The organism is Paenibacillus sp. MMS20-IR301, assembly GCF_032302195.1.
Lineage (GTDB): Bacteria > Bacillota > Bacilli > Paenibacillales > Paenibacillaceae > Paenibacillus_AQ.
The window spans coordinates 3,461,759-3,478,624 of sequence record NZ_CP135275.1; the positions used below are offsets into that span (position 1 = coordinate 3,461,759).

The 16,866-nt window shown below is 51.0% G+C and carries 14 protein-coding genes; 2 read left to right on the forward strand and 12 right to left on the reverse strand.

What is annotated here, in order from left to right; genetic code table 11:
- Positions 1-49 precede the first annotated feature (49 nt).
- A complete protein-coding gene (locus LOS79_RS15075) occupies positions 50-706 on the reverse strand; it encodes a DNA-binding response regulator (protein ID WP_315421212.1) in 657 nt (218 codons plus the stop codon).
- Positions 707-986: 280 nt separating this feature from the next.
- Here LOS79_RS15075 and LOS79_RS15080 point away from each other — a divergent pair, with 280 nt between their 5' ends.
- Complete coding sequence (locus LOS79_RS15080; RefSeq protein WP_315421215.1) at positions 987-1,394, forward strand: hypothetical protein; 408 nt, start codon at positions 987-989, stop codon at positions 1,392-1,394.
- The gene (locus LOS79_RS15085; protein ID WP_315421218.1) at positions 1,391-2,458 is read left to right on the forward strand and encodes a phosphodiester glycosidase family protein; all 1,068 of its coding nucleotides are present in this window, start codon (positions 1,391-1,393) and stop codon (positions 2,456-2,458) included. Before LOS79_RS15080 ends, LOS79_RS15085 begins: the two co-directional genes overlap by 4 nt.
- A 364-nt stretch (positions 2,459-2,822) precedes the next feature.
- On the opposite strand, the gene LOS79_RS15090 is transcribed toward LOS79_RS15085, so the two are convergent.
- The 11 genes from LOS79_RS15090 to LOS79_RS15140 form a co-directional block, all read right to left on the reverse strand.
- Positions 2,823-3,434 (reverse strand): DUF6273 domain-containing protein, encoded by a 612-nt coding sequence (locus LOS79_RS15090; protein ID WP_315421221.1) that lies wholly within the window; start codon positions 3,432-3,434, stop codon positions 2,823-2,825.
- 142 nt (positions 3,435-3,576) lie between these two features.
- The gene (locus tag LOS79_RS15095) at positions 3,577-3,831 is read right to left on the reverse strand and encodes an AbrB/MazE/SpoVT family DNA-binding domain-containing protein (protein ID WP_315421223.1); all 255 of its coding nucleotides are present in this window, start codon (positions 3,829-3,831) and stop codon (positions 3,577-3,579) included.
- A 182-nt stretch (positions 3,832-4,013) separates the two neighbouring features.
- On the reverse strand, positions 4,014-4,478 hold the full coding sequence (gene trmL, locus LOS79_RS15100; RefSeq protein WP_315421225.1) for a tRNA (uridine(34)/cytosine(34)/5-carboxymethylaminomethyluridine(34)-2'-O)-methyltransferase TrmL: 465 nt from the start codon (positions 4,476-4,478) through the stop codon (positions 4,014-4,016).
- A gap of 148 nt (positions 4,479-4,626) precedes the next feature.
- Positions 4,627-5,718: a 3-phosphoserine/phosphohydroxythreonine transaminase gene (gene serC, locus LOS79_RS15105; protein ID WP_315422245.1), complete on the reverse strand. Its 1,092-nt coding sequence runs from the start codon at positions 5,716-5,718 to the stop codon at positions 4,627-4,629.
- Positions 5,719-5,826: 108 nt separating this feature from the next.
- Complete coding sequence (locus LOS79_RS15110; RefSeq protein ID WP_315421227.1) at positions 5,827-6,708, reverse strand: hypothetical protein; 882 nt, start codon at positions 6,706-6,708, stop codon at positions 5,827-5,829.
- Positions 6,709-7,063: 355 nt separating this feature from the next.
- Positions 7,064-9,802, reverse strand: coding sequence for a GH36-type glycosyl hydrolase domain-containing protein (locus LOS79_RS15115; protein WP_315421229.1), 2,739 nt, complete (start codon positions 9,800-9,802; stop codon positions 7,064-7,066).
- A gap of 825 nt (positions 9,803-10,627) precedes the next feature.
- A complete protein-coding gene (gene glnA, locus LOS79_RS15120) occupies positions 10,628-12,052 on the reverse strand; it encodes a type I glutamate--ammonia ligase (protein ID WP_315421232.1) in 1,425 nt (474 codons plus the stop codon).
- 281 nt (positions 12,053-12,333) lie between these two features.
- On the reverse strand, positions 12,334-13,380 hold the full coding sequence (gene aroF, locus LOS79_RS15125; protein WP_315421235.1) for a 3-deoxy-7-phosphoheptulonate synthase: 1,047 nt from the start codon (positions 13,378-13,380) through the stop codon (positions 12,334-12,336).
- A gap of 326 nt (positions 13,381-13,706) precedes the next feature.
- The gene (locus LOS79_RS15130) at positions 13,707-14,663 is read right to left on the reverse strand and encodes a 4-hydroxy-3-methylbut-2-enyl diphosphate reductase (RefSeq protein ID WP_315422247.1); all 957 of its coding nucleotides are present in this window, start codon (positions 14,661-14,663) and stop codon (positions 13,707-13,709) included.
- Positions 14,664-14,720: 57 nt separating this feature from the next.
- Positions 14,721-16,166, reverse strand: coding sequence for a sensor histidine kinase (locus tag LOS79_RS15135; protein WP_315421237.1), 1,446 nt, complete (start codon positions 16,164-16,166; stop codon positions 14,721-14,723).
- 1 nt (position 16,167) lies between these two features.
- Positions 16,168-16,854 carry a response regulator transcription factor gene (locus LOS79_RS15140; RefSeq protein WP_315421240.1) on the reverse strand — a complete coding sequence of 229 codons (687 nt, stop codon included), beginning with the start codon at positions 16,852-16,854 and terminating at the stop codon, positions 16,168-16,170.
- Between the last annotated feature and the right edge of the window lie 12 nt (positions 16,855-16,866).

Consider the following 16,866-nt stretch of genomic DNA (forward strand, 5'->3'; position numbering starts at 1 on the left):
TATTTTAAGAATATTCCGCCCGGGACACCATTATGTCGCAGTATAGGGATTATGCGTACAGCTGTTTATTCTGCCGTGAAAAGAGCGCAAATTTCTCAATAGCCTGCGCCCGCGTTGATACCTCCAGCTTAACATAAATCTTGCGCAGGTAATTATCTATGGAACGGCGGCTGACCTCGATTTCCTGCGCGATTTTGTCGTATGTAATTCCTTGCACGATCCGTTCCATGATGAACATCTCTGTCTGTGTCAGCTGCATCATGCCATCCAGCCCTCTGGATGAGGTTACCGGACGGAAGCCCCGCTCGATCCATTCCAGCGGAATAGAGAGAAATCCTTCGCGTATCCCGCCAATCATCTGAATCAGCTGGTCCGGGCTTGCCCCCTTGGACAGTACCCCGCTCGCCCCCAGCTCGATTAAAGGCTGAAATAATTCTTTGTCGTTCTCCTCTGTCATGATAATAAAGTGGGAGCTCTGTGAGCTTTTTTTCATCTCCGGCAGCACCTGCTCGACTGTTCCTTCCGGCATCTGATAATCACTAAGCACCAGATTCGGCCGGGTCTCACGCACTATGGAGACGCATTCGCCCCAAGTGGAATACATACCTTCTACCTGCAGCTCCCCCCCTTCCTCCAGTATCAATTTCGTTCCCAGCATACTTGTGGGATGACAGCCCACAATGACCACCCGCCAGACCTTCACCATTACTGCTTAGACCTCCTGCTATCTATATAATTTACCAGAATGGAAATTGCTATAAGCTTTTCCTGTCAACACGCAAGCAAGGATCTATGATGTCTTGTCCGTTCTTCCTACTTTTACCTTGAATACGCCTCTCAGATATTCCAATCTATAGAAATTGTATCGCAGTAGTTTATGCGGATGCAATTACTTTTTCTTATTTTCATAGGTCTTTTCACTTTTGCGAAAATAGTAAAAGTCTGATAGAATGGGAACTTGAAAAAAAATGGCTTGAGGTGATGAAATGCAACCGCTAGCGGAATCGACCCGGGTACACTCGCGCAAAAGCGCTGAGAGAAGCGGAACTTCCGTAAAATGGTTTTTATTGTTCTGGATTGTGATGATCGCAGCCGGCGTTTATGCCGTGTACAGCTATACCAATCATCTGAAAGATCAGGTACTCAGCGAGCTGGGATCGCAAAGCCAGCAGCAGCTTACCGTTTTGAAAACCGATTACGAAGCCAAGATCGCCGCCCTGTCTGATCAGGTGAAGGAGCTGCAGAGCACGGTACAGACCTTTAATGAGCTGCTCACCTTCACTAAAGATAATGCCAGCAGCAAGACGGATAATAGCAATAAGCTGTACACCCAGCTAAGCGAGGTCAAGAAGCAGCTGGATGCCCTGAAGAAAGAGATGGATCTGCTGAAATGATGACGCCTGTCAAAAGAGTGAACCGTTTCTTCATGCTGCTGACCGCACCGCTGCTTGGAATGCTGCTCTGCCTGTGGTTGTACCAGCCGCCGCTTCAATTGAAGCTGGATGCCGGGCAGTTCACGGCTATTCCCGGTCCGGTGGAGGAAACAGCCCGGCTGAAGCAGGACCTGGCTGTAGCCAAGGAATCCGCAGCCTTCACCATAGACTCCATCAGCGCCAGTGCGCTGCTGTACAAGCAGACCACGAATGCCATGAATGCTCTGGTCAGTACGGCGTCTGCCCAGACTGCCCGTCCGGAACGGATATACAATAACCGGATCACCTCCCGGCTCGGCATCCCCGCGGATGTCATCAGCAGTGACCGGATTACTATTGAACTCTACCGGCTGAACCCCGGCAACTATAAAGCATACGCCCTGAAGATCAGGCTGAAAGATCCTGCAGCTATGAAGATGAGCCTGGCTGGTGACGGCAGCGGCGCCTCCGAGACAACCATGCAGGCGGTGAACCGCTTTGGAGCCTCCGCCGGCATTAATGCCGGCGGCTTCGCCGATCAGAACGGCAAACGCTATCCTTTGTCGACAACCGTAGTTGGCGGCCAGTACCTGTACGGCTTTGAACCCAGCTACAAGGATCTCAGCTTTGTCGGCTTGAACAAATCCGGCCAGCTAATTGGAGGCAAGTTCACCAGTAAAGCGCAGCTTGATCAGCTTGAACCCGTCTTTGGCGCCACCTTTGTGCCTGTTTTGCTGAAGAACCGCAGCAAAACAGTGATTCCGCAGAAATGGCAGCTTGCTCCGAAGCGTGCACCGCGCACCGTAATCGGCAACTATAAGGATGATCAGCTGCTGATTCTGGTCGCAGACGGCTACAACGAGAACGGCAATTCCGGTGCTACACTGCAGGAGCTTCAGGATAAGCTGTACAATCTCGGGGTTATCGATGCTTACAATCTGGATGGAGGCGGCTCTTCATCCCTGATCTTCAGGGGAAAGGTTATTAACAAGCCTTCTGACGGTAATCTGCGGCGGGTCCCGACGAACTTTCTGTTCTTCAAGTGACAACCACAAAGTTAGTCAACATCAAAAGTCACAATCAAGTTTATTTTTGCGTAAAAAGCAGGTATAATCAGGATAACGCATACAGTCGATAATGGAGGTGCCCAGCATGTCGTTCTCCTTGACTTTTTGGATCGTGACCCTTGTTTTTCTGCTGTTCCTGGCCGGCATCCTGACTTCTTCCTATAACGACGATAAGACCAAAGGACTCTGACACCTGCTCAAGAAGTATCTACGGGCATTTGTTGAGCAGTCGGCAAACGACTTGTGACAGCAAAAGACGGACATCGGCATAAAGCTGATAGTCCGTCTTTTGTGTTGAGTGGGGCAAGGCGTAACCTTGACTCGCTTAGCAAAGCAAATGATGTTATATCTTCAGCCACAGCGCAGGACGAATGCCGCCGCTATTATTACCTGTTGAAGGGTGAAGCGTGTTGCTGCTGTACCTGAAGGTTCCGTTTCCCTGAATGCCTATATTGCCGTCACCGTGGATATACACGGCTCTCCTATTGTCACGCCCGGGCGACCGGAGCCACCACCACCATATATATCCACCCATTGAGGACCATCGCTTATTGTTGTTTTCATCTTTTCTTTGAAACCAGTACCGTTGCTTGGCGCTGCGGTTCTCAAGGTTCTTGCTGCTGTCGCCGAAGTAATGGCACACGGTTTCTTCAATGCTCAAAAGATATATGTAATCCAGTGTATCTGCTCCGCCATTTGCTTCATACCACTGATTGTCAGGATTTTTGTTCGTAACCGGTATAATTCTTGACCGGTTCGCTTCACTGAACGTATCATAGAATGCACCGTTCAGGTATTCTCTCAGTTCACAGCCGGCCCAGGTCACATCACCAGATCGATTATGGTAAGCGCGCTGATCTATAATATATTCGGTGATAATCAAAGCTGTACTGTTTTTTATTTCAAGCACTCGCCATTCATATTTGTCAAATACGATTACATCTCCTATTTGCATATCTAACCTCCCGTAAATGTTATAAACAACCTAAACCGCCTTTACAGAGCAGGGCTTAAAAAAAGCAATGCCAGCCAGTATGCTTCGCAAGAAGAGATACCGGCTGGCATTTTTGCTATGTAATCATTAATGCGTATTACCCTTAAGCGTGTCTTGGCAACTGTGTCATTTCTGAAAGGCAGTCTGCACAAATATAACGGTCTTTATATTCGCTTACGCCTTCCATCGATCCGCAGAATACACATTTCGGACGGTAGCGCTCCAGAATAATGTGGTCGCCCTGAACCAGAATTTCTACAGGGTCTCCCTCGTTCATTTGGTATCTTTTACGCAGGGACTTAGGCAGAACAATTCTACCCAGCTGATCTACTTTACGTACAACGCCAGCAGGTTTCATATCTTACTTACACTCTCCTGTTCAACTGATGATTAGTAGCTGTATAAGGATGGACTTAAGAACAGACTTCGGATAATCCCTTCTTAAGTTCATACTCTATACTACTTATTTCGGTGCTTCTTACATATTTCGTTACTAAAATGTCGAATCCTGCTGAAAAAAATAAAAATTGATGTCTACTTTTAGAAAAGTTGTGGAAAATCCAGCTGGCGGAGTGCTTCATAGACGATAATCGCTGCCGAATTGGACAAATTCAGCGACCTCACTGCACTGCTCATCGGCATACGCATCACTGTTTCCTTACCGGCTTCCAGAATTTCTGCCGGCAGGCCTTTGGTTTCTTTGCCGAATACAAAGAAGTCACCATCCTGGAACGCGAAATCACTATACCGTTTATCCGCCTTGGTAGTCGCGTAGAAAAACCGTCCTTCCTTATATTTCTCCAGTACTTCCCCGAAGGAATCATGATACTCAATGGTAACGGCATGCCAGTAGTCAAGTCCTGCACGCTTCAATGTAGCATCATCTGTACGGAAGCCGAGGGGACGGACGAGATGAAGATGGGTTCCTGTTGCCGCACAGGTGCGGGCGATGTTGCCGGTATTTGCCGGAATTTCCGGCTCCACCAGTACAATATGCAATGCCATAATACTGTTGCTTCCTCTCTGAAGGGTCAAAATATTGGCCCTGTAATGAAATTACGGTGCTGTTCCTTGTCAGGCGGAGCTTATATCCTGCGCGCGGACATGAAGAAGACCCTCCGCCACCAGGCGGAAGGTCAGGAACGTTCATTCATTAACCTTGGGTTTGCTGGAAATGCTTCATGAAGTCAGCGAGTGCCTTAACGCTCTCGTGCGTAACCGCGTTGTAAATCGAGGCACGGAGCCCGCCCACGCTGCGGTGGCCCTTCAGGCCGACGAAACCTTCCGCTTCGGAAGCTTTGATGAACTGCTTCTCCAGCTCCTCCGATTGCATCCGGAACGTTACATTCATTATGGAACGGCTGCCCTCTTCCGCAACTCCGCGGTAGAAGCCGTCACTGTTGTCAATATAATCGTAGAGGAGACCCGCTTTATCACGGTTCTTGGCTTCGGTGCCGGCAAGTCCGCCTTGCTCCTCAATCCATTTTAACACTTCATTCACCATATATACAGAGAAGGATGGCGGCGTATTGTAGAGCGAATTATTCTTGTAATGGGTATCATACCGCAGAATCGTCGGAATATTCGCCGGGGAACTGGAAATCAGCTCTTCCTTGGCAATCACAACAGTAACACCGGAAGGACCGAGATTCTTCTGGGCACCGGCATAAATCAGACCAAACTTATTAACGTCGAAGGAACGGCTCAGAATGTCACTGGACATATCTGCAATCAGCGGAATCGCTCCGGCATCCGGATACTCCGCATATTGTGTACCTTCAATCGTTTCGTTCGAGGTGATATGCAGGTAAGCAGCATTGTCTGCTGCCTGGATGCTGCTAAGTTCAGGAATAGCCAGGAACTTCTTATCCTCTGACGATGCGGCAACATGGCCGCCGCCTGTCAGCTTGGCTTCCTTGAGCGCTTTATCAGCCCAGCTTCCTGTCATTACATAGCTGCCCACCTGGCCGGCAGAGATCAGGTTCATCGGAACCATGGCGAACTGTGTGCTCGCACCGCCCTGAATGAACAATACCTTATAGCCCTGGGGATTGCCGAGGAGCGAAAGCAGGCGTTCCTGAGCTTCGTTATGCACAGATTCGTATATGGCTCCGCGGTGCGACATCTCCATGATAGACATTCCGCTTTCCCGGAATTCTACAAACTCCGCTTGTGCGCGTTCCAATACGGTAAGCGGCAATGCTGCCGGACCGGCATTAAAATTGTATGCTCTCTTGCTCAAAATACTCCCACCCTTTCTCTCCTATGAATATGGATATCGCTATGATAGCAGATAACGTTAAACACCAGCAAGTATAATTATTCACATAAGAGGTAAGCTCAGGAGTCTTTATCAGGCGAAAAATGTGTAGCTGCGCCGCCAACCCTTGCTGTGACGCGGTAAAATGGTGATGTCCGCAAAAACCTCGGGAGAAATTACATGCGTGTCTCCCCAAAGCGCTATCCGCTCCGCCGCAAAATCTCCGCTCTCTCTTATTCCGGCTCCGCTTGGTTTATGGACCAGCTCCCAGTAATAATCCGCATCAGCCTCTTCCCAGCCTGCAAGCCTGCAATAGAACTGGCGGTCCGGTTTATTGCTCCATGTAAGCGCCCCCTCCTTAACTAGGAGCAGATTCTTCGTATACCCGGATTCCGGATTCACCACCTGCAGTGCTCCGGGCAGCTTCAGCTCATAATCACCGCCAACAGAAGCTCCATTAATTCCGACAAAATTATGGATGTATTCCTCAATCTGCAGCGGCTCATTCCCGGTATTCTCAATAAGGTAGGAAATATCCAGACAGTTCCCGTTCAGCGTTATAGTCTTGATCAGCCGCATGCTGTAACCCCTGCATTCCAGCGGCTCAACCGTGTAAGTGACTGAATGCCCGCTCCGCTCTTCGTGAATGGTGAACGGAATCAGCGGATACTCCCCGTGGAAAAGATATGGCTCATCCTTCTGCTTTTGCAGCAGTCCGACCCCCGGCTTCGGGAACCATTCGCCTGGTGCGGCCTCATCATATCCGATTGCCCGGGAAATGCCGAACTCATTGCAAAGTCCTATTCCGCCGGTTCCTTGCCCCGGTACCCGGCTTTCCGGTACACAGAAGGTATGGCCTCCCTGCTCCAGGGTCACGCCTGTAATAAACCCGGTCCAGTCAAACCGTGTGCCGCTATAGGCACCTGTATCAGCAATTTCAACTGTCAGTATTCCGTTGGATAGAATGTTTGGCATTTGTTATTGTTCCTTTCTGTGTGGGGGGGTGATATAAGCTGCTCTCTAAAACGCTTAAGCTCAGACGTCACTCCGGTGAATATTGGACTTCCGGCCGCTGTTATGTTTGGATTTCCTGATTTAATTCCGCTGCTCGCGGTAGAAATCCAAACATAAAGGCGGTCGCTAACGCTCCTACAGTTTCAATATTCCCCTGCGTTCCTTCTCGCTTATCGTTATTCTTAGTAAACACCTTATATCTTGGTGTATTGTATATATTACAAAAACGCCTGCTCCCGCCAAGGGCTGAGCAGGCGTCAAAATAATTAAACTAATGTTATTCTAAATTAACATTATTCATTCAGGCAAGCCTCAGTTAGGCCAGCTCCACCTCAAGAAGATGGATTTCGCCCTCCGGAAGAGCGGTCATTGCGCTGCGCGGAATCAGAACACCCTCTGAGACGCGCTGAAGCGTTACCTCAGAGCCGTTCAGCCTCACAGCGTGTATTTGGTACTCCCCGAACTCCGCGCTTCCTGAAGCCGTATAGACGACTTTCAGCTGCCGTCCGGCGAAGATCGTTTTAATGGACGCTCTTCTTTCCGCATCGAACTGCTCTGCAACCAGCTTCGGCTGCAGCAGCAGGTCACCTAGCTTTCCTTTGACCCCGAATACCTCGGTAACCATCGTCAGCAGCAGCCAGCTTGCGGAGCCGGTCAGATAAGTATACATCCCTCTGCCCTGCTCATTAATGTACTCCGGAATGCCGGGATACATCCGGCTGACCTCAAAGTCCGCGCTGAGGCTGTACAATGAATCAAGCACCTTGCGGCCCTCTTTAACATAACCCCGCTTATACAGCGCATTGCCGTACATAACGGTCATATGGCTGAACATCGCCCCGTTCTCTTTGTGGCCGAAGGCAAAGCCGAATGCCCGGCCCAGATTCTGCTGAATGCCGCCGAAGCTGCTGTTCAGCCGGTAGCCGATCCGCTCATCGAACAGGTTCCGTTCCACAGCTGAGATAATCGCCGGCACCTGCTCCGGAGCAGCGGCGTGCCCGAGCAGCGGGAATACCTGGCCGGTCAGTGTCATGCGGGTGCCTGCAGCGAATTCACCCTCTACACGTTCGCTGTCATTATTGTAGTAACCGTTGAACCAGCCGCCGCCCTCTGCACTCTCCACCCACTCATTCCGGCGCAGATGGGCGAAGATCCATTCTGCTTTGCGGGCCAGGTCGTCTGCAACCTGCTCCAGCTTCAATACAGCGCGGACTCCGCTCACCTGATTCGGTGCAGCGCTATAGAAGCGTTCCAGCTGCTCATGTTTGGCAGCCACAGATTCATACTCAACGGATTCGCCTAATGAATCAAGCAGCAGCACCATTTCTTCGGCCAGCTCCAGTGTATCTGCCCCGGTGCGTTCCTGAAGCGTAATCAGCAGCCGGGAAAGGTCCAGGAGATTGCTTGCATAGAAAGCGGTAAAGGTTACACTTTCCCCGCGCTGGGCAGCCATATCCAGGCCGTCGTTCCAGTCTGCTCCTTCAAGCAGAATGTTGTTATGCTCACCCACATTGAAGAAGGGTACCAGATTCTGCAGCAGGATATGCTCCAGAATGGTTCCTGTATAGACTTCACCCGCACGGGTCCGCAGCGTGTTGCCTGCCCCCGGCTCCCAGGATGAGTCCCGCTGCTTGCAGCGGCTCATGAAGCTGTCGCGGAAGTACGTCTGCTCCTGCAGCAGGAAGTCCAGATCACCGCTCTGATCCAAATACAGCATGGTTGTAAGAAACGGCCAGGCGCCGTGATCCATCCAGACGCGCGGAATATTGTTCCGGTCTGCGATGAACTCTCCCGGCTGCTGTCCGATTATGGTTGCATTGCTTCCGTCAATCCGGACACCGGCATAGTTGTTCAGCAGCAGGCTGCGAACATCTGCAGGCTCCATAATCAGGAGGGCAAGGCAATCCTGCCAGAGATCACGCCAGCCCCGTCCGCCTCTGCCATAGTCATGATAAGGCAGGAAGGAGTTGCCGTATAATCTGCGCAGCACCGGCTGCAGTGTGACCCATTTCATCCATTCGTCAGCTGCATGATCTCCGGTATGGAATTCCACCGTATTCACTTTTTCCGTCCAGAAGCTTTTGTTCTCCTCCAGCAGCCCGTCAAAAGCGGTTACTGAACCATATTTAGCCATTAGAGCTTCCACATCAATCCGGTCATTCTCAATAGCCAGCACAATTACATATGAGCCGCTTTGTCCCGGAGCCAGTGTAACTGTAGCGAAACGCAGTCCGCCCAGCGCTTCATAGCCCTCTCTATGTACACCGCCGCCTTCACCAATCTGTGCTTCCAGATTAAGTACAACTGCTTCCGGCCAGTCCAGGCTTCCGCCTTCACCGATAAATTCCTCCTGAACCGGGAACAAGCCGGCAGGCTTAGCTCCGCCTTCTGCTGCGCCAAACACTCCATATGAGGTGTGATTAATCCGGTGCCCGCGTTCATCAAACGAAAGCGCCGGCTGCACTTCTACTCCATAAGCGGAAGTATAGATCCGGTTAAGCAGCGAAGTCACATGCCGGTGATCCCGCAGATCATCTGCCGAGCGGGCATAGAGCGGAACCGCCGCCGTTGGTGTCAGGGTAAGCTCTTCCGGTCCGCTGTTGGTCAGCACAACCTTCATCAGCTCTACCTTATCATTTCCGCAAGGTACGAAGCTGGTGACCTCCGCCTTTACTCCCAGCTCTTTACTTTCACGCGTCACTTTATGCCATAATAATCCGGCTTCCAGGACAGCTTCATCTGCAGACTCCCCATAGATTGCCGCATTCTGCCGGGCAGAATTCCCTGCAGCCGACCACGCGCCCTTGCCCTTCGCATATACCCAAAAATTACGTGATGCCCGCGAGTTGTGCAGATCCTCGACTGAAATCGGCGGTGTAAGAAAGGTATTATGGCCTGAAGTAACCTGACCATGCAGCTTCGGGCTGACCGAAGACATCATGCCCCCCTCATTCACCAGCGGAAAATATAAAAAACTGCTCCGGTCCGGCTGCTCCAGCCTGAAATCTCCGTTATTTCCGGTAAAGCTCCAGCCTGGCTTCTTTGTATGATTCACTATATTCATCCTTTCTAATAAGATCTGGATAGTTTCCGTTAACAGAAAAAATAAATTTACGAAATCGGTTTCGTTTTTCATTATCACATCGTTAATTCTGTTTGTAAAGCGTTTTTTATGACTTCTATTAAGTGCATTATTTTGCTGAAATCGCTGGTATATCAAGCTTTATTCAGATCCCCCTTAAGCGAAAGCACTTTCGAATTACAGGGGTTTTCCCGCCTTTAAGTCGTGCCTTTACTTATCCAATATATATAAACACTTTTTCAAAGAATACATAACACGAACATACCATCCATTGTAAACGCTATCTAAAATTCATATGCTATTTAATCACATTCCTTCTATTATATATATGCGTGTAAATACGAAAATCAACGAAACCTTCATGCTATCCGCAAAGTAAATTAATATTCTGGAGTCCACTCCGCTGACGCACTAAGCACATTGTTGTACAAACTGCAACTTTGACCCACTGATTTCCGGGTATCAGTAAGGATTGTTGTACGAAATACAATAATAGACCTACTAATCAGCCCTATTGAGGAGAATTGCTGCATTCCATGCAACAATCCTGGAGTTGCGTTGTTTTCAGAAGCGAATTGTTGCATAAAGTACAGGATTCATCCTGATGAGCTCATGCGGCTGCGGCAGCAGTAACGTAGCGGGAGATCAGCAGTGGAAACAGGAGCTGCGGCGGATGATACTGTGGCGGGTGACGCAGCACAGGCTCCCGCCTATGCCGTTGCAACACATAGAATAAGCCCCCGGAATCTAGGAGATCCCGGGGGCTTATTTAGCAAACTATATTCTCATTAATTCATCTTATACATCAAAGTACAGGGAGTATTCATGCGGGTGAACGCGGATCGCAACGGCTTGGGCTTCGGAACGTTTCAGCGCGATATAGTTATCGATGAAGTCCTTAGTGAATACGCCGCCCTCTGTAAGGAAATCGAAATCTGCTTCCAGAGCATCCAGAGCTTCGTCCAGTGTACCCGGAACGCTGCGGATTTTCTCTTTGTCTGCATCAGACAGTTCGTAGATGTTCTTATCCAGTGGACCGTAACCCATTTCTTCCGGGTTGATCTTCTTCTTGATTCCGTCCAGACCAGCCATCAGCATAGCAGAGAAGGCCAGGTAAGGGTTAGCAGTGGAGTCCGGTGTACGGAACTCGATGCGACAGCCCTTAGGTGTCACAGCAGCTACCGGGATACGGACAGCAGCGGAACGGTTACCTTTGGAGTACACCAGGTTAACTGGCGCTTCATAACCAGGAACCAGACGTTTGAATGAGTTGGTGCTTGGGTTAGTCAGCGCGATGAGTGCCGGAGCATGATACAGGATACCGCCGATGTAGTGCAGGGCCAGCTCACTCAGGTTGGCATAAGCGCCTTTTTCGTAGAACAAAGGCTCGCTGCCGTTGAAGATCGACTGGTGAACGTGCATCCCGCTGCCGTTATCACCGAAGAGCGGTTTAGGCATGAAGGTTGCTACCTTGCCGTATTGGCGTGCAGTGTTCTGCACAATATATTTGTAAGTCAGGAGATTATCAGCTGTTTTCTTCAGGGTGTCGAAACGGAAGTTGATTTCCGCCTGGCCTGCAGTTGCCACCTCATGGTGGTGACGTTCGATTTCAAGGCCTGCTTCAGCAAGCAAACGGCACATTTCGCTGCGGATGTCCTGTTGGGAATCCACTGGAGCTACAGGCACGTAACCGCCTTTAACGCCTACTTTGAATGCCAGGTTGCCGCCTTCATCCTTACGGTTAGTGTTCCATGCCGCTTCTTCCGAATCCACGAAGAAGGAAGCACTGTTCATGCCGCTCTCATAACGGACATCGTCGAAGATGAAGAATTCAGACTCAGGTGCGAAGAATGCTGCTGTACCTACACCGCTTGCCTGCAGGAACTCTTCAGCCTTTACAGCGATACCGCGCGGGTCGCGCTCATAACGTTCGCCATCAGGTGTGAAAATATCGCACATGATGTTCAGCGTTGGGTGAGCTGTAAACGGATCGATGTAAGTAGTGCTTGGATCAGGCATCATTACCATATCCGACTCTTCAATCCCCCGGAAACCTGTAATGGAAGAACCATCAAATGCTACTCCATTTACAAATGTTTCTTCTTCAACCGCGGATGCTGGCAATGAGATGTGGTGGGCACGTCCACCCAAATCTACAAACCGGAAATCCACCCACTCGATATTGTTTTCCTTGATCGTCTGCAACACTTTTTCAACCGACATGCTTAATTCCTCCCCAAGTTCCGAACATTAGGCCGCTCACAGTATCAAATGTTCTTGTTTTTATTTTTTTGCTGTCGTCATTATAAATCTCAAACCTAACATCGTCAATGCTTATGTCAGGTATTTCTTACGACAATGTAAGATATTCTGACGCTTTGGTGAAAATACCAATTTCACCCGATTTCCATGTCACCTTTGTCCTGTTTCCACAAAAAACAGCCCTCTCCCTCCGCACGAAGCAGGGGAAGAACGGCTGTAATCAGCTAGGGATCAGCTGTATTTTATACTAAAGCTGCCGGTTCCAGAGACGGCGAGAACTTGCGGCCGACAAGCGGTGCCAGCTTCTCCAGATCTCTCAGCAAATCGTCAAACTGCCCAGGGAACAGCGACTGCACGCCGTCGCCAGTCATCGAATTATCAGGATCGGTATGCATTTCGATGATTAGACCGTTGGCGCCTGCAGCAACCGAAGCCTTAGCCATCGGGGCAACCAGCTCACGCCGTCCGGTGCCGTGGCTCGGGTCAGAAATGACCGGCAGATGGCTGAGATTCTGCAGCACTGGAATGGCCGACAGATCCAGCGTGTTGCGTGTGTAGGTTTCGAACGTACGGATACCGCGCTCGCATAACATAACATCACGGTTGCCTCCGGCGAGGATGTATTCCGCCGCATTCAGCAGCTCGTCGTAAGTCGCACTGAAGCCGCGCTTCAGCAGCACAGGACGGCCGCAGGTTCCCAGCTTGCGCAGCAGGTCAAAGTTCTGCATGTTGCGTGTACCCACCTGCAGAATATCAGCATGCTCCGCACAGATATCCACGTACTCCGGTGTCATAACCTCGGTGATGGTCAGCAGGCCGTGACGTTTGCCCGCTTCTGCCATCATCGTAAGGCCTTCCACGCCGACGCCCTGGAAGCTGTAAGGTCCGGTACGCGGCTTGAAGGCACCCCCGCGCAGCACCTGGCCGCCGGAAGCCTTGACCAGCCGGGCGATCTCATCAATCTGCTCCGGAGATTCCACGGCACACGGGCCGCCCATAATGACGAGATTCTCCCCGCCGATCTTGACGCCGCGGATATCAATAACCGTATCCTCCGGGTGGAAGTCACGGCTGGCCAGCTTGTAGGATTTAGTGATCTTCACAACATTCTCTACGCCCTTCATCTGGCGCAGATGCTCGGCAAGCTTCGGTGTCACTCCGCCGACAAGCCCGATTACAGTATGATCCGCTCCCCTTGAGAGATGAACCTGCAGGCCCTCCCGCTCAATAACGGCAATAATATCATTTACCTGCTCCTGCGGTGTTTGGTTGGATGTAATAACGATCATATTATAGCTCCCCTTTTGGATAATTAAAGTATTGTTCAGATTATAAGAATAAATACTATCTCGCTACGACGCGTGTACGCTTTTAAGCACTAAAGTAATTTTACCGCATCTTTCCCTTTCAGTCAACCGTTAATCCCCGTTCTGCAGCCCAGTCTTTACAAATTCCTGCAGTCAGATCTGCTCATCATGCTTGATAAACTGTCCGCCACAGCGGGACTCCTGCCAGTCGTGGACCCCGAAACATGCTACATAAAAAACAGTGCAGCCCCAAACGGAGCCGCACTGTTCTTGTATGGAATCTATAATTTCACTTACGTGTCAATCCATTAAGTAGTGCTGGCCGTCTTGTTCTTCACCGGCGGCAGCAGCTTCGCCATATTCACCGTGCGTCTGATCTCCCAGGTCTCAGGCTTATCATCATCATACTGCTCCAGATAAGCGATAACTTCCTTCGTAATCGGCGTAGGCGTTGAAGCTCCCGAGGTCACACCCACCTTGGTAATTCCCTTCAGCCAATCCGTATTCATCTCGGACACATCAGCGATCCGGTGTGCCGGCACGCCGGCAATCTCTTCCGACACCTGTGCCAGCCGGTTCGAGTTATTACTGCGCGGGTCTCCGACAACGATCACCAGCTCACACTGGCCGGCCTGCTCGGCCACAGCTTCCTGGCGTACCTGGGTCGCCATACAGATCTCATTATGCACCTCGGCGCCGGGGTAGGTTTCGAGCAGTTTTTTCATAATATGCTTGATATCCCACTGGCTCATGGTCGTCTGGTTCGTAATGACAATCTGGGAGGAATTAAGCACGAGTCCGGCAATATCAGCCTCTGTCTCTATCAGATGGACATGCTCCGGAGCAATGCCCACAGCGCCTTCCGGCTCTGGATGGCCCTTCTTGCCGATGTATATGATCTGGCAGCCCTCGGCAACCTTCTCTCTGATAAGGTCATGCGTCTTCGTCACATCCGGACAGGTGGCATCGACCGTGGTCAGCCCTTTAGCCCGGGCCAGCTTGCGCACCTCCGGCGATACGCCGTGTGCTGTGAAAATGACTGTACCGCTATCCACTTTATCCAGAATATCCAGACGGTTATGCCCGTCCAGCGTAATAATCCCGTCATCCTCAAACGAATTCGTGACATGGCTGTTATGCACAATCATGCCAAGTATATAAATCGGCCGGGGCAAATCAAGATTTTGTGCCGCCTGCCGTGCCATAACCATCGCATCGACGACGCCATAGCAATAGCCCCGGGGAGAAATTTTGATGACTTCCATGAATTCACCGCTTTCTGCTGTCAATGACTGCTGTAATAGGAACGGTTTAATTATACCCTATTCCAGCGGCGGGGCAAAGAGAAGCGGCAGCCAGATCACGAACGTTGTCCCTTCGCCCTGGCGGGTGACCACCTCTACAGACCCTCCGTGCTCGTCAATAATCCACTTGGCGATGGACAGTCCAAGCCCGATGCCTTCGGTAATGCCTCTGGATTCATCCGCACGGTAGAAGCGGTCGAAGATATGCGGCACCTCATCCTTTTCCATTCCGATTCCGGTATCGGCAATACGGATGCCCACCTGGTTCTGGTAAAAGACAGCATCCAGCGACACCTGACCCTCAGGCGTATATTTGAAAGCATTGTCAATGAAAATAAACATCATCTGCTGCAGATAATCCTTGTTGCCAAGAATATATTTTCCGTTCAGATGTCCCAGCTCACCCACAGACCATTCCGCCTGCCGCGGCAGGAAGGACGCCCGGCGGGCCACCTCGGTCATCATCGGCTCCAGGGCTACCGGCTCAATATCAAAGGTCCGGCCGGTATCCGCTCTGGCCAGAGACAGCATATCCGACACCAGCCGGCTCATTCGGGCTGCCTCATCGGCAATATCCTTCACGGATTCGATAGAAAGCTGGCGGATTTCGGCCTCAGTCATCCGGCTGTTATCCGGCTCCAGCTCCCAGACCTTCTGCAGCAGATCAATGTTTCCGCGGATCGTTGTCAGCGGTGTCCGCAGCTCATGCGAGGCATCCGACACGAAGCGGCGCTGGGTCGCATACGCCTCCTCCAGTCCGGTGTAGAAGCCCTCCATCCGGCCAAGCATGCTGTTAACGGTTTCAATTAGCCGGCCGATCTCATCCTGCGGTCCGTTATATTCAATCCGCGAGCTGAGATCCGTTCCGGTCTGGATTCCGTTTGCCGCCTCAATGACCATACCGATCGGGCTCATTGCCTTGCGGGCCAGGAACAGGCCGAAGGTGAAGGCGGCAATCAGCGTGGCGAAGGAGCCGACCAGCAGAATATTTTTCAGCGTCAAAAGCAGCCTGTCCTGTTCCCCCGTATAAGCGGCAACCTGAAGCACAGCCGGAATCATCCCGTCCGTTGTAGTTACATCAATTGAAATCTGATAGACCAGAAACGGATTGCCCTCATAGCTCGACTTAATGAAGCCTTGCTGATGCTCCAGGTCCTTCTGATCGGGAATATTGAACTGGACATCAATATTATCCAGATTGTCATTTGCAATCAGCCTTTTCAGATCGTAGATATACATTTGTGCGAACAGATTCTGCCCTTCCGGGCCGCCGATCACAAGCTTCAGGTTGCCATTGCTCCAGGCCTGCCCAAGGACTACCTTGTTCGACTGTTCTACAAGCCGGTTCTTAATATCGCCATAGCTGTCAAAATACACAAACCCGTAAATTGCGGCTGACAAGGCCAGCAGCATAACGGCCAGAATGCCTGAGTACCAGGCGGTCAACCGCAATCGTATAGACATATTAGTCACCTCTTAGGATGTAGCCGGCTCCCCGGATCGTTTGAATCAGCCTTTTTCCGCCATGCTCCTCCGTTTTCTGGCGCAGCATAGCGATGTACACTTCGAGCACATTAGATTCTCCGCTGTAATCATAACCCCATATTTTATCCATAATCAGATCCCTGGACAGCACCCGCTTCGGGTTCTGCATGAACAAATGCAGCAGCTCAAACTCCTTCGCCGTCAGCTCCAGGCGTTTGCCGCCGCGCAGCACTTCACGCGAATCCACATCCAGCGTAATATCCTCGTAGGCAATCGCCTGCTCGGAGCCGCCTCCCTGCTCACTCTTGCGCCGCAGCAGGGCGCGCACCCGGGCCAGCAACTCCTCCAGGGCAAACGGCTTCACCAGGTAATCATCCGCGCCAAGATCCAGCCCCTTGACCCGGTGCTCAATCTCGTCCTTGGCTGTCAGCATCAGCACAGGAACACTGCTTCCGCCCTCGCGCAGCCGCCGGCAGACCTCGAAGCCGTCTACCTGGGGCATCATCACATCCAGAATCACAACATCCGGATCACCGGCCATAACAGCACGCAGCCCGTCAGCCCCGTTGGCAGCCGTTTTGACATCATAGCCTTCAAAGGCCAGCCCGCGGCGCAGCATGGATATTATTTTCTCATCATCATCAATAATTAGTATATTCGGTCGCATCCGGCAGCCCCC

Bases quoted from the DNA above. Each gene is read 5' to 3' on its own strand.
- LOS79_RS15090 (WP_315421221.1), bottom strand. From the start codon at position 3,434: ATGCAAATAGGAGATGTAATCGTATTTGACAAATATGAATGGCGAGTG.
- LOS79_RS15085 (WP_315421218.1), top strand. From the start codon at position 1,391: ATGATGACGCCTGTCAAAAGAGTGAACCGTTTCTTCATGCTGCTGACC.
- LOS79_RS15110 (WP_315421227.1), bottom strand. From the start codon at position 6,708: ATGCCAAACATTCTATCCAACGGAATACTGACAGTTGAAATTGCTGAT.
- glnA (WP_315421232.1), bottom strand. From the start codon at position 12,052: ATGTCGGTTGAAAAAGTGTTGCAGACGATCAAGGAAAACAATATCGAG.
- LOS79_RS15075 (WP_315421212.1), bottom strand. From the start codon at position 706: ATGGTGAAGGTCTGGCGGGTGGTCATTGTGGGCTGTCATCCCACAAGT.
- trmL (WP_315421225.1), bottom strand. From the start codon at position 4,478: ATGGCATTGCATATTGTACTGGTGGAGCCGGAAATTCCGGCAAATACC.
- LOS79_RS15140 (WP_315421240.1), bottom strand. From the start codon at position 16,854: ATGCGACCGAATATACTAATTATTGATGATGATGAGAAAATAATATCC.
- LOS79_RS15130 (WP_315422247.1), bottom strand. From the start codon at position 14,663: ATGGAAGTCATCAAAATTTCTCCCCGGGGCTATTGCTATGGCGTCGTC.
- LOS79_RS15135 (WP_315421237.1), bottom strand. From the start codon at position 16,166: ATGTCTATACGATTGCGGTTGACCGCCTGGTACTCAGGCATTCTGGCC.
- LOS79_RS15080 (WP_315421215.1), top strand. From the start codon at position 987: ATGCAACCGCTAGCGGAATCGACCCGGGTACACTCGCGCAAAAGCGCT.
- aroF (WP_315421235.1), bottom strand. From the start codon at position 13,380: ATGATCGTTATTACATCCAACCAAACACCGCAGGAGCAGGTAAATGAT.
- LOS79_RS15095 (WP_315421223.1), bottom strand. From the start codon at position 3,831: ATGAAACCTGCTGGCGTTGTACGTAAAGTAGATCAGCTGGGTAGAATT.